This window comes from Paracoccus sp. MA, from assembly GCF_020990385.1.
Lineage (GTDB): Bacteria > Pseudomonadota > Alphaproteobacteria > Rhodobacterales > Rhodobacteraceae > Paracoccus.
In genome coordinates this window covers 1,995,070-2,010,705 of record NZ_CP087598.1, presented here as the reverse complement: position 1 = coordinate 2,010,705, position 15,636 = coordinate 1,995,070, and the positions used below count along the sequence as shown (strand labels likewise).

Sequence of the window (15,636 nt, the reverse complement as noted above, 5' to 3'; positions counted from 1 at the left end):
GGTGATCTTGGGACCGTCACGGACCCGTCCTGACGCTGTTCGGGCGTCGGGAAAGTGAGAGCCGGGGGGAAACCCCCAACTTGGAGTGAAACCGTGGATAGAGCGCAAAAAGAACAGGTGGTCGAAGAACTCGGCCAGATCTTTGAAGCCTCTGGCGTCGTGGTGGTTGCCCGCTACGAGGGAATGACGGTTGCCGAAATGCAGGACCTGCGCGCGCAGATGCGCGAAAGCGGCGGGTCCGTCCGCGTTGCCAAGAACAGGCTCGCCAAGATCGCCCTGGATGGGAAGCCTTGCGCCAGCATCGCCGACTATCTGACGGGCATGACCGTGCTCGCCTTCTCCGAGGACCCTGTGGCTGCGGCCAAGGTCGCGGACAAATACGCCAAGGGGAACGACAAGTTCGTGATCCTGGGCGGTGCGATGGGCGACACGGCGCTTGACCCGGCCGGTGTGAAAGCCGTGGCCCAGATGCCGTCGCGCGAGGAGCTTATCGCTTCGATCGTGTCCTGCATCGGCGCCCCTGCTTCCAACATCGCGGGCGCGATCGGCGCACCTGCCAGCAACATCGCGGGCATCCTCTCGACTCTGGAAGAGCGCGAGGCCGCCTGAGGCAATCCCCATTCCCGCGTGGGGTTGAAACCCTGACGTTGGAACACTTAATGGAAAGAACGGAAAAATGGCTGACCTGAAGAAACTCGCCGAAGAAATCGTGGGCCTGACCCTGCTGGAAGCCCAGGAACTGAAGACCATCCTGAAAGACGAATACGGCATCGAGCCGGCCGCCGGTGGCGCCGTCATGGTTGCCGGCCCGGCCGCTGGCCCGGCTGAAGCCGCCGAAGAGAAGACCGAATTCGACGTCGTCCTGGTCGATGCCGGCGCCAACAAGATCAACGTGATCAAGGAAGTGCGCGGCATCACCGGTCTGGGCCTGAAAGAAGCCAAGGACCTGGTCGAAGCCGGCGGCAAGGTGAAAGAGGGTGCCTCGAAAGCCGATGCCGAAGAAATGAAGAAGAAGCTCGAAGCGGCTGGCGCCAAGGTCGAGCTGAAGTAATTGGCCGCTCTGGCCGATTGACTGCACGAAACGGGCAGGGTCCGGGGTTTCCCCGGTCCCTGCCGAACCTGTCTTGAAGGACGGTTTCCAGAACAGACCTTCCTTCAGGGCATGTTCGGGGTTCGGGAGCCGCGCGGTGGGACGCGCGGCACGAATGGGACCCCGCCCCTCATTCGCCGCCTTGCGCAGCCCGGGCCCCGACGGTCTGCGCAAGCGAAAGACGAAAGGTTAGACCCTCTATGGCGCAAGCTTATGTCGGCCAGAAACGCATCCGGCGTTACTATGGCAATATCCGCGAAGTTCTGGAGATGCCGAACCTGATCGAGGTTCAGAAATCCTCCTATGACCTGTTCCTGCGCTCTGGCGACGGCGCGGGCCATCAGGATGGCGAAGGCATCCAGGGCGTCTTCCAGTCGGTGTTCCCGATCAAGGACTTCAACGAGACGGCGACGCTGGAATTCGTGAAATACGAGCTGGAAAAGCCGAAATACGACGTGGACGAGTGCCAGAGCCGCGACATGACCTATGCCGCGCCGCTGAAGGTGACGCTGCGTCTGATCGTGTTCGATGTCGACGAGGCCACCGGCGCCAAGTCGGTCAAGGACATCAAGGAGCAGGACGTCTACATGGGCGACATGCCCTTGATGACGCAGAACGGCACCTTCATCGTGAACGGCACCGAGCGCGTCGTGGTGTCGCAGATGCACCGCTCGCCCGGGGTGTTCTTCGACCATGACCGCGGCAAGACGCATTCCAGCGGCAAGCTGCTCTTCGCCTGCCGCATCATTCCCTATCGCGGCTCGTGGCTCGACTTCGAATTCGACGCCAAGGACCTGGTCTTCGCGCGCATCGACCGCCGCCGGAAGCTGCCGGTGACGACGCTGCTCTATGCGCTCGGCATGGACCAGGAGGGCATCATGGATGCCTTCTACGATACCGTGGACTACAAGCTGCAGCGCGCCGTCAAGGGCCGCGAGGCCGGCTGGATCACCCGCTTCTTCCCCGAGCGCGTGCGCGGCACCCGCCCCAGCTATGACCTGGTGAATGCCGAGACCGGCGAGATCATCACCAAGGCCGGCGACAAGGTGACGCCGCGCCTGGTCAAGCAGCTGGCCGAACAGGGCGACATCAACCTGCTTCTGCCCTTCGACAAGATCATCGGTCGCTTCGTCGCCAAGGACATCATCAACGAGCAGACCGGCCTGATCTATGCCGAGGCCGGCGACGAGATCACCGTCGAATACGACCGCGACGGCGAGATCTCGGGCGGCTTGCTGAAGGTGCTGCTGGACAACGGCATCGAGGACATCCCGGTCCTCGACATCGACCATGTGAATGTCGGTCCCTATATCCGCAACACCATGGCGGCCGATAAGAACATGAGCCGCGACGGCGCGCTGATGGACATCTATCGCGTCATGCGCCCGGGCGAGCCCCCGACCGTCGAGGCCGCCTCGGCGCTGTTCGACAGCCTGTTCTTCGACAGCGAGCGCTATGACCTTTCGGCCGTGGGCCGGGTCAAGATGAACATGCGCCTTGACCTGGATGCGCCGGACACCCAGCGCACCCTGCGCAAGGAGGACATCATCGCCTGTATCCGCGGGCTGGTGGAGCTGCGCGACGGCAAGGGCGAGATCGACGACATCGACCACCTCGGCAACCGCCGGGTGCGCTCGGTCGGCGAGTTGATGGAGAACCAGTATCGCATCGGCCTGCTGCGCATGGAACGCGCGATCCGCGAACGCATGTCCGGCGTCGAGATCGACACCGTGATGCCGCAGGACCTGATCAACGCGAAGCCCGCCGCGGCCGCGGTGCGCGAGTTCTTCGGCTCGTCGCAGCTGTCGCAGTTCATGGACCAGACCAACCCGCTGTCGGAAGTCACGCACAAGCGTCGCCTTTCGGCGCTTGGCCCGGGCGGTCTGACCCGCGAGCGCGCCGGCTTCGAGGTGCGCGACGTTCACCCCACCCATTACGGCCGGATGTGCCCGATCGAGACGCCGGAAGGCCAGAACATCGGCCTGATCAACTCGCTGGCCACCTTTGCCCGCGTGAACAAATACGGCTTCATCGAGACCCCCTATCGCAAGGTGGTCGAGGGCAAGGTGACCGACGACGTGGTCTACATGTCCGCGACCGAGGAGATGCGCCACACCATCGCCCAGGCGAACGCGACGCTGGACGCGGACGGCCGTTTCGTGGACGAGCTGGTCTCGACCCGTCAGGCCGGCGACTTCATGCTGAACCCGGTTGAGGCGGTGGACCTGATCGACGTGTCGCCGAAACAGCTGGTTTCGGTCGCGGCGGCGCTGATCCCCTTCCTTGAAAACGACGACGCCAACCGCGCGCTGATGGGCTCGAACATGCAGCGCCAGGCGGTGCCGCTGCTGCGGGCCGAGGCGCCGTTCGTCGGCACCGGCATGGAAGCGACCGTGGCGCGCGATTCCGGTGCGGCCATCATGGCCCGTCGCGGCGGCATCATCGACCAGGTCGATGCGCAGCGGATCGTTATCCGCGCGACCGAGGATCTGGGCGCCGGCGACGCGGGCGTGGACATCTATCGCCTGCGCAAGTTCAAGCGTTCCAACCAGTCCTCGACCATCAACCAGCGCCCGCTGGTCAAGGTGGGCGACAAGGTGGTCAAGGGCCAGGTCGTGGCCGACGGTCCCTCGACCGATCAGGGCGAGCTGGCGATCGGCCGCAACGTGGTCGTGGCCTTCATGCCCTGGAACGGCTACAACTACGAGGACTCGATCCTGATCTCGGAGCGGATCCACCGCGACGACGTGTTCACCTCGATCCATATCGACGAATACGAGGTTGCGGCCCGCGACACCAAGCTGGGCCCGGAGGAGATCACCCGCGACATCCCGAACGTCGGCGAGGAGGCGCTGCGCAACCTCGACGAGGCCGGCATCGTCTATATCGGCGCGGAAGTGGGCCCGGGCGACATCCTGGTCGGCAAGATCACCCCGAAAGGTGAATCGCCGATGACGCCGGAGGAGAAGCTGCTTCGCGCCATCTTCGGCGAAAAGGCCAGCGACGTGCGCGACACCTCGCTGCGGCTGCCGCCGGGGGCTTACGGCACCATCGTCGAGGTCCGGGTGTTCAACCGCCACGGCGTCGACAAGGACGAGCGCGCGCTGCAGATCGAGCGCGAGGAAGTCGAGCGTCTGGCCCGCGACCGGGACGACGAGCTGGCGATCCTGGAGCGCAACATCTATGCGCGCCTCAAGTCGCTGATCATGGGCAAGGAAGTCGTCAAGGGGCCGAAGGGCATCCGTGCCGGCGCCGTGGTCGATGACGATCTGCTGGGCCAGCTGTCGCGCGGCCAGTGGTGGCAGCTCGCCGTCGCCGACGAGGACACCGCCAAGGAAGTCGAGGCGCTGAACCAGCAGTTCGACGCCCAGAAGCGGGCTCTGGACAACCGTTTCGACGACAAGGTCGAGAAGGTGCGCCAGGGCGACGACCTGCCCCCGGGCGTGATGAAGATGGTCAAGGTCTTCGTCGCGGTGAAGCGCAAGCTGCAGGCCGGCGACAAGATGGCCGGTCGTCACGGCAACAAGGGCGTCGTCTCCAAGGTCGTGCCGATGGAGGACATGCCCTTCCTGGCCGACGGCACCCCCGTCGACCTGGTGATGAACCCGCTGGGCGTGCCGTCGCGGATGAACGTCGGCCAGATCCTCGAGACGCATATGGGCTGGGCCTCGCGCGGTCTCGGCATCAAGATCGACGAGGCGCTGCAGGACTATCGCCGCAAGGGCGACATGACCCCGGTGCGCGACGCGATGCGGAACGGCTATGGCGACGAGTTCTATGCCGAGACCTTCGAGGGCATGGATGACGAGTCCCTGCTGGAGCATGCCGATGCGGTGCGCGCCGGTGTTCCGATCGCCACGCCGGTCTTCGACGGCGCGAAAGAGGCGGATGTGAACGACGCGCTGCGCCGTGCCGGCTTCGACACCTCGGGCCAGTCCATCGTCTTCGACGGCCGCACCGGCGAGCAGTTCGCCCGCCCGGTCACCGTCGGGATGAAATACGTCCTGAAGCTGCACCACCTTGTCGACGACAAGATGCACGCGCGTTCGACCGGTCCCTACAGCCTCGTGACCCAGCAGCCGCTGGGCGGCAAGGCGCAGTTCGGTGGCCAGCGTCTGGGTGAGATGGAGGTCTGGGCCCTGGAAGCCTATGGCGCCGCCTACACCCTGCAAGAGATGCTGACGGTCAAGTCGGACGACGTGGCCGGCCGGACCAAGGTCTATGAGAGCATCGTCAAGGGCGAGGACAATTTCGAGGCCGGCGTGCCGGAATCGTTCAACGTTCTGGTCAAGGAGGTCCGGGGTCTGGGCCTCAACATGGAACTCCTGGATGCGGAGGATGAGGAGTGAGGGGGCGACCCCTCATCTCCCCCACCGCGCCCCTCATTAGGATTTGGAAATGAACCAGGAACTTGCCACCAACCCCCTGAACCCGCTGGCTGCGCCGCGGCAGTTCGACGAAATCAAGATCTCGCTGGCCTCGCCCGAGGAAATCCTCGCCTGGTCCTATGGCGAGGTGAAGAAGCCCGAGACCATCAACTACCGCACGTTCAAGCCCGAGCGTGACGGTCTGTTCTGCGCGCGTATCTTTGGCCCGATCAAGGATTACGAATGCCTCTGCGGCAAATACAAGCGCATGAAATATCGCGGCCTGGTCTGCGAGAAATGCGGCGTCGAGGTGACGCTGCAAAAGGTCCGGCGCGAGCGCATGGGCCATATCGAGCTGGCCGCCCCGGTCGCGCATATCTGGTTCCTGAAGTCGCTGCCCTCGCGCATCGGCCTGATGCTGGACATGACGCTGCGCGATCTTGAGCGCATCCTGTATTTCGAGAACTACGTCGTGATCGAGCCGGGTCTGACCGACCTGAGCTATGGCCAGCTGCTGACCGAGGAAGAATTCCTTGACGCGCAGGACCAGTATGGCGCCGACGCCTTCACCGCCAATATCGGCGCCGAGGCGATCCGCGAGATGCTGGCCAATATCGACCTGGCCGCCACCGCCGAGCAACTGCGCGAGGAGCTGAAAGAGGCGACTGGCGAGCTGAAGCCGAAGAAGATCATCAAGCGGCTGAAGATCGTTGAATCGTTCCTCGAGTCGGGCAACCGTCCCGAGTGGATGGTGCTGACGGTCATTCCGGTCATCCCGCCGGAACTGCGTCCGCTGGTTCCGCTGGACGGCGGCCGTTTCGCGACCTCGGACCTGAACGACCTCTATCGCCGGGTCATCAACCGCAACAACCGCCTCAAGCGCCTGATCGAGCTGCGCGCGCCCGACATCATCGTGCGCAACGAAAAGCGGATGCTGCAGGAATCGGTCGATGCGCTGTTCGACAACGGCCGCCGCGGTCGCGTCATCACCGGCAACAACAAGCGTCCGCTGAAATCGCTGTCGGACATGCTGAAGGGCAAGCAGGGCCGCTTCCGCCAGAACCTTCTGGGCAAGCGCGTGGACTTCTCGGGCCGTTCGGTGATCGTGACCGGTCCCGAGCTGAAGCTGCACCAGTGCGGCCTGCCGAAGAAGATGGCGCTGGAGCTGTTCAAGCCCTTCATCTATTCGCGGCTTGAGGCGAAGGGGCTGTCGTCCACCGTCAAGCAGGCCAAGAAGCTGGTCGAGAAGGAACGCCCCGAGGTCTGGGACATCCTGGACGAGGTGATCCGCGAGCACCCGGTGCTGCTGAACCGCGCGCCGACGCTGCACCGCCTGGGCATCCAGGCCTTCGAGCCGATCCTGATCGAGGGCAAGGCGATCCAGCTGCACCCGCTGGTCTGCTCGGCCTTCAACGCCGATTTCGACGGCGACCAGATGGCCGTGCACGTCCCGCTGTCGCTTGAGGCGCAGCTGGAAGCGCGCGTGCTGATGATGTCGACGAACAACGTGCTGTCGCCCGCCAACGGCGCGCCGATCATCGTGCCGTCGCAGGACATGGTCCTTGGTCTTTACTACACGACCATGGAGCGCGAGGGCATGAAGGGCGAAGGCATGGTCTTTGCCAACCTCGAAGAGGTGGAGCACGCACTGGCCTCCGGCGCGGTGCATCTGCATGCCCGCATCACCGCCCGCCTGCCGCAGATCGACGAGAACGGCAACGAGGTCATCAAGCGCTTCGAGACCACGCCGGGCCGGATCCGTCTGGGCGCGCTGCTGCCCAAGAACGCCAAGGCGCCCTTCGAGCTGGTGAACCGCCTGCTGCGCAAGAAGGACATCCAGAACGTCATCGACACCGTCTACCGCTACTGCGGCCAGAAGGAATCGGTGATCTTCTGCGACCAGATCATGGGCCTGGGCTTCCGCGAGGCGTTCCGCGCCGGCATCTCCTTCGGCAAGGACGACATGGTCGTTCCGCCGACGAAATGGGACCTGGTCGAGGAGACTCAGGACCAGGTGAAGCAGTTCGAGCAGCAGTATCTGGACGGCCTGATCACCCAGGGCGAGAAATACAACAAGGTCGTCGATGCCTGGTCGAAATGCAACGACCGCGTCACCGATGCCATGATGAAGACCATCTCGGCCACCAAGAAGGACGAGAACGGCGCCGAGCTGGAGCCGAACTCGGTCTACATGATGGCGCATTCGGGCGCCCGCGGTTCGGTCAGCCAGATGAAGCAGCTGGGCGGCATGCGCGGCCTGATGGCCAAGCCGAACGGCGAGATCATCGAGACGCCGATCATCTCGAACTTCAAGGAAGGTCTGACCGTTCTTGAATACTTCAACTCGACCCACGGCGCGCGGAAAGGTCTGTCGGACACCGCGCTCAAGACGGCGAACTCGGGCTACCTGACCCGCCGCCTGGTGGACGTGGCGCAGGACTGCATCATCCGCGAGCATGATTGCGGCACCGACCGGGCGATCACCGCCTCGGCCGCGGTCAACGACGGCGAGGTGGTCAGCCCGCTGTCCGAGCGCGTGCTGGGCCGTGTCGCGGCCGAGGACGTGCTGGTGCCGGGCGAGGACGTGGTCATCGTCCGCAAGAACGAGCTGATCGACGAGCGCAAGGCCGACGAGATCGAGGGCGCGGGCGTGCAGAACGTGCGCATCCGCTCGGCCCTGACCTGCGAGTCGGACGATGGGGTCTGTGCGCTGTGCTATGGCCGCGACCTGGCCCGCGGCACGCTGGTCAATATCGGCGAGGCGGTCGGCATCATCGCCGCCCAGTCCATCGGCGAGCCGGGCACCCAGCTGACGATGCGGACCTTCCACATCGGCGGCATCGCCCAGGGCGGCCAGCAGTCCTTCATCGCCGCGGCGCAGGAGGGCACGGTGGCTTTCGACAACGAAAGCACGCTGGAAAACGCCAATGGCGAGCTGATCGTGATGAGCCGCAACATGCAGCTGCACATCAAGTCGGCGACGGGCGACACGCTGGCCAGCCACAAGCTGTTCTACGGCAGCAAGCTGTTCGTGCGCGAAGGCGATGCCGTGGCGCGCGGCCAGAAGATGTTCGAATGGGACCCCTATACCCTGCCGATCATCGCCGAGAAGGCCGGTGTCGCGAAATATGTCGACCTGCTGTCGGGGATCTCGGTCCGCGACGAGACCGACGACGCGACCGGCATGACGCAGAAGATCGTGACGGACTGGCGCTCGGCCCCGAAAGGCAACGAGCTGAAGCCCGAGATCATCATCGTCGATGCCGATGGCGAGCCGGTCCGCAACGAGCAGGGCAACCCGGTCACCTATCCGATGTCGGTCGACGCCATCCTGTCGGTCGAGGACGGGCAGGAGATCAAGGCCGGCGACGTGGTGGCGCGGATCCCGCGCGAAGGCGCCAAGACCAAGGACATCACCGGGGGTCTGCCCCGCGTGGCGGAACTGTTCGAGGCGCGTCGTCCCAAGGACCACGCCATCATCGCCGAGATCGACGGCTATGTGCGCTTCGGCAAGGACTACAAGAACAAGCGCCGCATCGCCATCGAGCCCGCCGACGACACGCTGGAGCCGGTCGAATACATGGTGCCGAAAGGCAAGCACATCCCGGTGCAGGAAGGCGACTTCGTGCAGAAGGGCGACTACATCATGGACGGCAACCCGGCGCCGCATGACATCCTGCGCATCATGGGGATCGAGGCTCTGGCCGACTATCTCATCGACGAGGTGCAGGACGTCTACCGGCTGCAGGGCGTGAAGATCAACGACAAGCACATCGAGGTGATCGTCCGCCAGATGCTGCAGAAGATCGAGATCACCGACAGCGGCGACACCACGCTGCTGAAGGGCGAGCATGTCGACCGCGACGAGTTCGAGGAAGAGAACGCCAAGATCGAAGCCAAGGGCGGCCGTCCGGCCACGGGCGAGCCGGTGCTGCTGGGCATCACCAAGGCGTCGCTGCAGACCCGCAGCTTCATCTCGGCTGCCTCGTTCCAGGAGACGACCCGCGTGCTGACCGAGGCCGCCGTCCAGGGCAAGCGCGACAAGCTGGTCGGGCTCAAGGAGAACGTCATCGTCGGCCGGCTGATCCCGGCCGGCACCGGCGGCGCCACCGCCCGCGTGAAGCGCATCGCGACCGAGCGCGACAACGAGGTGATCGAAGCCCGCCGCGCCGAGGCGGAGGCCGCCGCCGCGCTGATCGCGCCGGAGGACAGCCCGGCCGAGGTCGGCGGCGACGAGTGATCGCCCGTTGAAACGAATTGGAAAGGCCCGGCAGCGATGCCGGGCCTTTTTTGCATGGGTGGGCTGCCGCAACCCTCTCATCCCCAAGTCCCGATTGCGCAGCGCGCCGTCCGATGGGGCGCCGTCCGGCGGATCGCCGCAACCCTCTCATCCGCAGGTCGCGATTGCGCAAAGCCCTGGCAGGGGATAACGATGAGGGGCCAAAGGGCGGTCGGGGCGTTTTGCGAGGGTGGTTTGATGCGCGCGGCAGTCAATCAGAAGATCCGCATCAACATCCTGCGGCTGTCGGGCCTGGCCTTGTTGCCGGCCATCCTGGTGATCAACCCGCTCCTCGGCCTCGAGGGGTTCGGGCACGAGGCCATCGAAACCCTGGGCATTCTGCTGCTGCTGGCGGGCGTGCTCGGCCGGTTCTGGTCGATCCTCTATGTCGGCGGCGCCAAGAACCGGCGGGTGATGCAGGACGGGCCCTATTCGATGACGCGCAACCCGCTGTATTTCTTTTCGACCGTGGCGGCGACGGGGATCGGGCTGATGTTCGGCGCGGTCAGCCTTGCGCTGCTGGTCGGCGGCACGGTGGGGCTGATCCTGTGGATCACCGCGCGGCGCGAAGCGGCGTTCCTGTCGCAGCACTTCGGCGCGGAATACGATGCCTATGCGGTGCGCACGCCGTTCTTCCTGCCCGATCCGCGGCTGTTCCGCACCGGGCGGACCGCGCGGTTCGACACGGCGACGCTGCGCCGCAACCTGTTCGATGCGTTCGTCTTTCTGAGCTTCATTCCCATTGTCGAGTCGGTGGACCAGTTGAAGCTGAGCCTCGGCTGGTCGCTGCTGGCGCTCTGGTAGCCTGTTTCTCATCTCCCAAGCCGCACAGCCAGAACCATGCTGACCCCCGACCTGCCCTCTGCCAGCGCGCCGGCAACCGCCCTTCGCCCGCATGTCCCGGACCCCCGGCAGGGGCGGGCCGACAACCTGCGCGGCTCGGCGCTGATGATGCTCAGCATGGCGGCCTTCATCTGCAACGACACGCTGATGAAGGCGGTGACCCAGAGCCTGCCGCTTTACGAATCCATCACCATCCGCGGCGGCATGGTGCTGCTGCTGATGGTGCTGGTCGCGCAGGGGCAGGGCGGGGTCCGGCTGCGGGTGCCGCGCGGCGATCTTTGGCCGCTGGTGCTGCGCACGGCGGCGGATATCGTCTCGACCGTGCTTTACCTGCTGGCGCTGCGGCGGATGGCGCTGGCCGACATCTCGGCGATCATGCAGGCGCTGCCGCTGGCGGTGACGCTGGCCGCGGCGCTGTTCTTTCGCGAAAGGCTGGGCTGGCGCCGGCTGCTGGCCATCGGCATCGGCTTCGTCGGCGTGCTGCTGATCCTGCGGCCGGGCACCGGAGCCTTCGACCGCTGGTCGGCCGTGGCGCTGGCGGCGATGCTGCTGATCGTGGTGCGGGACATGGTCACCCGGACATTCTCGGCCCGGCTCGCCTCGTCCAGCATCGCCTTTTACGCGGCGCTGACGGTGATGCTGTCGGGCTTCGTTCTGGGCTGGGCGGAAAACTGGCGGCTGCCGACCCTGGCCGAATTCGCGCTGCTGACCGCTGCCGCGCTGTTCCTGACCGTGGGCTATATCACCGCCGTCGCCACCATGCGGGTGGGCGAGATTTCCTTCGTCGCGCCGTTCCGCTACAGTTCGCTGCTCTGGGCCATCCTGCTGGGGCTGGCGGTGTTCGGCGACTGGCCGGACCTGTGGACCTGGGCGGGTTCGGCGCTGGTGGTGGGGGCGGGGATCTATACCATCCTGCGCGAAGGACAATTGCAGAGGCGAAGCTGATGCGGGTGCAGATGCTGGGCTTGTGCCGCTTTTCCTATCCGGGCGGCCGGGGATTTCAGGTGACCCACGAGACGCTGGAGGAGCGGCGGGCCTTTCTCTACGATCCCGAACGGCTGGCCCGGCGCTGGTTCTGGTTCGAGCATGTCGCCCTGCCGGCTTGGCTGGCGCAGACCGATCCGGATTTCACGCTGGTGCTGATGACCGGGCCGGACCTGCCCGAGCCCTGGCTGGCCCGGCTGCACGAGCTGGCGGGGATCATGCCGCAACTGCGGCTGGCGCTGGTCCCGCCGATGGAGAAGCATGTCGAGGCCTGCATGGCCGCCGTCGCCCCGCATATCGACCATTCGGCCGATGTGGTCGGCCATTTCCGCCATGACGACGACGATGCGGTGGCCCTTGACTATATCCGCGACGCGCGCCGCGATTTCGTGCGCATGCAGCCGCTCTGGCGCCAACACGGCCGGCTGTCCTGCGATTACGCGCGCGGCGTGGTGATGCGGGCCGGGCCGGGCGGCATCCGGTCCGAGATGCGGATCATCCACAATGCCAGCGCGGCGCTGACCATCTACCTGCGGCCGGATGCGGGGCGCTGTGTGCTGCATTTCCCGCATTTCAAGGTGAACCTGTCCATGCCGGGCGTGACCCTGGCGGGAAAGCCGATGTATGTGCGCATGCTGCACGAGGACAACGACTCGGGCGCGGTGGGCGCGGGCTATGCAGTCGCGGGGCAGGGCGCGGGCCCCGAAGAGGACATGGCGGCGCTGCTTGCCCGGCGTTTCCGCATCGACCTGCCGGGTCTCGAAGCCGGGGCGCGGCGACTGCTTTCGGCCCGGGCGGGGCAGGGGGGCGGCTGTTGACTCGCCTGTGGAAACCCCATATACGCCGCACACCCGTCAGGAATCTGATCGGGGCCCAGAACCTCTGTGGTCATGATCCGGGCCGGAATGCCCCGATCCTCTGGTAATTCAACCCGTCCTTCCCGGCTTGGGGACAGGATGGGTTCTGGCGTTTCACGATGGGCGTGATTCGCCGTCGAGAAGTGGCGCAGCCGGTGGCTGCGAGTATTGACGAAAGCAAGACGGGGAACCGAATGCCGACGATCCAACAGCTGATCCGCAAACCGCGGCAGCCCAAGGTGCAGCGCTCGAAGTCGCAGCACCTGCAATCCTGCCCGCAGAAGCGGGGCGTATGCACGCGCGTCTATACCACGACGCCGAAGAAGCCGAACTCGGCCATGCGTAAGGTGGCCAAGGTCCGCCTGACCAATGGCTTCGAGGTGATCTCCTACATCCCGGGCGAAAAGCACAACCTGCAGGAACACAGCGTCGTGCTGATCCGCGGCGGCCGGGTGAAAGACCTTCCGGGTGTCCGCTATCACATCCTGCGCGGTGTTCTGGATACCCAGGGCGTCAAGGATCGTCGTCAGCGTCGTTCGAAATACGGCGCGAAGCGTCCGAAGTAAGGAGATAGGCACATGTCCCGTCGTCACGCCGCTGAGAAGCGCGAAGTCCTGCCCGACGCCAAATATGGCGATCGCGTGCTGACCAAATTCATGAACAACCTGATGATCGACGGCAAGAAATCGGTTGCCGAACGCATCGTCTACAACGCCCTCGACCGCGTGCAGGGCAAGCTGAAGCGCGAGCCGATCGAAGTCTTCCACGAAGCCCTCGACAACGTGAAGCCCTCGGTCGAAGTGCGCTCGCGCCGCGTCGGCGGCGCCACCTACCAGGTTCCGGTCGAGGTCCGTCCGTCGCGCCGCGAGGCCCTGGCGATCCGCTGGCTGATCGACGCGTCGAAAAAGCGCAACGAGCACACCATGGAAGAGCGCCTCGCGGGCGAGCTGGCCGACGCGGTGAACGGCCGCGGCACCGCCGTCAAGAAGCGTGAGGACACGCACAAGATGGCCGACGCCAACAAGGCGTTCAGCCACTACCGCTGGTAACCGGAAGGAAGGCCCTTTATGGCACGCGAATATCCGCTGGAGCGCTACCGGAACTTCGGGATCATGGCCCATATCGACGCGGGCAAGACCACGACGACCGAGCGCATCCTGTTCTACACCGGCAAGAACCACAAGATGGGCGAGACGCACGAAGGTGCGTCCACCATGGACTGGATGGAGCAGGAAGCCGAGCGCGGCATCACCATCACCTCGGCGGCGACCACCACCTTCTGGCAGCGCCACGAGGATGCCGACTTCACCCCCGATGACAAGGAGCGTTGCCGCTTCAACATCATCGACACCCCCGGCCACGTCGACTTCACCATCGAGGTCGAGCGTTCGCTGGCGGTTCTGGACGGCGCGATCTGCCTGCTGGACGGCAATGCCGGCGTCGAGCCGCAGACCGAGACCGTCTGGCGCCAGGCCGACCGCTACAAGGTTCCGCGGATCGTCTTCGTCAACAAGATGGACAAGATCGGCGCCGACTTCTTCAAATGCGTCGCCATGATCAAGGACCGCACCGGCGGCACCCCCTGCCCGATCGCCCTGCCGATCGGCGCCGAGGACAAGCTGGAAGGCATCGTCGACCTGATCAAGATGGAAGAATGGGTCTGGAAGGGCGAGGACCTGGGCGCCTCGTGGATCCGCCAGCCCATCCGTGACGAGCTTCAGGACGTCGCCGAGGAATGGCGCGGCAAGATGATCGAACTCGCCGTCGAACAGGACGACGAGGCGATGGAAGCCTATCTGGAAGGCAACGAGCCGGACGAGGCGACGCTGCGCAAGCTGATCCGCAAGGGCACGCTGTCGCTGTCCTTCTTCCCGGTCATGGCCGGTTCCGCCTTCAAGAACAAGGGCGTGCAGCCGCTGCTGAACGCCGTGGTGGACTTCCTGCCGGCGCCGACCGACGTGCCCGCCTATATGGGCTTCGCCCCGGGCGACGAGACGGAAGAGCGCAACATCGCCCGCCATGCCTCGGACGCGGATCCGTTCTCGGCGCTGGCGTTCAAGATCATGAACGACCCCTTCGTCGGCTCGCTGACCTTCACGCGGATCTATTCTGGCCAGCTCAAGAAGGGCGACCAGATGCTGAACTCGACCAAGGGCAAGCGCGAGCGCGTCGGCCGGATGATGGTCATGCACGCCATCAACCGCGAAGAGATCGACGAGGCTTTCGCCGGCGACATCATCGCCCTGGCCGGGCTGAAGGAAACCACCACGGGCGACACGCTTTGCGATCCCGCGAAGCCGGTGGTCCTGGAAACCATGACCTTCCCCGAGCCGGTGATCGAGATCGCCGTCGAGCCGAAGTCGAAGGCCGACCAGGAGAAGATGGGCCTTGCCCTGCAGCGCCTGGCCGCCGAGGACCCGTCCTTCCGCGTCGAGACCGACCTGGAATCGGGCCAGACCATCATGAAGGGCATGGGCGAACTTCACCTCGACATCCTGGTCGACCGCATGAAGCGCGAGTTCAAGGTCGAGGCGAATATCGGCGCCCCGCAGGTGGCCTATCGCGAGACCATCTCGACCGAGGCCGAGATCGACTACACGCACAAGAAACAGACCGGCGGGACCGGCCAGTTCGCGCGCGTCAAGCTGGTCATCACCCCGACCGAGCCGGGCGAGGGCTACTCGTTCGAATCGAAGATCGTCGGCGGTGCGGTGCCGAAGGAATACATCCCCGGCGTCGAAAAAGGCATCAAGTCCGTCATGGACTCGGGTCCGCTGGCCGGCTTCCCGGTGATCGACTTCAAGGTGGCGCTGATCGACGGTGCCTTCCATGACGTCGACTCCTCGGTCCTGGCCTTCGAGATTGCGGCGCGTGCCGCCATGCGCGAAGGCCTGAAGAAGGCGGGGGCCAAGCTGCTCGAACCGATCATGCGCGTCGAGGTGGTCACGCCGGAGGAATATACCGGTTCGATCATCGGCGACCTGACCAGCCGTCGCGGCATGGTCCGCGGCCAGGACTCGCGCGGCAATGCGAATGTCATCGACGCCTTCGTGCCGCTGGCCAACATGTTCGGCTACATCAACAACCTGCGCTCGATGTCCTCGGGCCGCGCGGTGTTCACGATGCAGTTCGACCATTACGAGGCCGTGCCGCAGAACATCTCGGACGAGATCCAGAAGAAATACGCGTAATCCCGGCGGTGCGTGGGCAACCGCG

10 protein-coding genes are annotated in these 15,636 nt (G+C 65.1%); all 10 read left to right on the top strand.

Annotated elements, in window-relative coordinates; translation table 11 throughout:
* Nucleotides 1-93 precede the first annotated feature (93 nt).
* The 10 genes from rplJ to fusA all read left to right on the top strand — a co-directional run bounded on the left by rplJ (nt 94) and on the right by fusA (nt 15,611).
* On the top strand, nt 94-609 hold the full coding sequence (rplJ, locus tag LOS78_RS17035) for a 50S ribosomal protein L10 (RefSeq protein ID WP_028714487.1): 516 nt from the start codon (nt 94-96) through the stop codon (nt 607-609).
* Nucleotides 610-676: 67 nt separating this feature from the next.
* Nucleotides 677-1,051, top strand: coding sequence for a 50S ribosomal protein L7/L12 (gene rplL / locus LOS78_RS17030; protein WP_017999544.1), 375 nt, complete (start codon nt 677-679; stop codon nt 1,049-1,051).
* Nucleotides 1,052-1,290: 239 nt separating this feature from the next.
* Nucleotides 1,291-5,439 (top strand): DNA-directed RNA polymerase subunit beta, encoded by a 4,149-nt coding sequence (gene rpoB / locus LOS78_RS17025; RefSeq protein WP_230377568.1) that lies wholly within the window; start codon nt 1,291-1,293, stop codon nt 5,437-5,439.
* Between the two features lie 49 nt (nt 5,440-5,488).
* Nucleotides 5,489-9,697, top strand: coding sequence for a DNA-directed RNA polymerase subunit beta' (gene rpoC, locus LOS78_RS17020; protein ID WP_028714489.1), 4,209 nt, complete (start codon nt 5,489-5,491; stop codon nt 9,695-9,697).
* A 237-nt stretch (nt 9,698-9,934) separates the two neighbouring features.
* Nucleotides 9,935-10,540, top strand: coding sequence for an isoprenylcysteine carboxylmethyltransferase family protein (locus tag LOS78_RS17015; RefSeq protein ID WP_230377567.1), 606 nt, complete (start codon nt 9,935-9,937; stop codon nt 10,538-10,540).
* Nucleotides 10,541-10,576: 36 nt separating this feature from the next.
* Complete coding sequence (locus tag LOS78_RS17010) at nt 10,577-11,524, top strand: DMT family transporter (RefSeq protein WP_230377566.1); 948 nt, start codon at nt 10,577-10,579, stop codon at nt 11,522-11,524.
* Nucleotides 11,524-12,381 carry a putative rhamnosyl transferase gene (locus LOS78_RS17005; RefSeq protein ID WP_230377565.1) on the top strand — a complete coding sequence of 286 codons (858 nt, stop codon included), beginning with the start codon at nt 11,524-11,526 and terminating at the stop codon, nt 12,379-12,381. The genes LOS78_RS17010 and LOS78_RS17005 overlap by 1 nt, the downstream gene beginning before the upstream one ends.
* Before the next feature lie 233 nt (nt 12,382-12,614).
* The gene (gene rpsL, locus LOS78_RS17000; RefSeq protein ID WP_010399029.1) at nt 12,615-12,986 is read left to right on the top strand and encodes a 30S ribosomal protein S12; all 372 of its coding nucleotides are present in this window, start codon (nt 12,615-12,617) and stop codon (nt 12,984-12,986) included.
* Nucleotides 12,987-12,998: 12 nt separating this feature from the next.
* A complete protein-coding gene (rpsG, locus tag LOS78_RS16995) occupies nt 12,999-13,469 on the top strand; it encodes a 30S ribosomal protein S7 (protein ID WP_011747098.1) in 471 nt (156 codons plus the stop codon).
* 18 nt (nt 13,470-13,487) lie between these two features.
* On the top strand, nt 13,488-15,611 hold the full coding sequence (fusA, locus tag LOS78_RS16990) for an elongation factor G (RefSeq protein ID WP_230377564.1): 2,124 nt from the start codon (nt 13,488-13,490) through the stop codon (nt 15,609-15,611).
* Nucleotides 15,612-15,636: the final 25 nt, after the last annotated feature.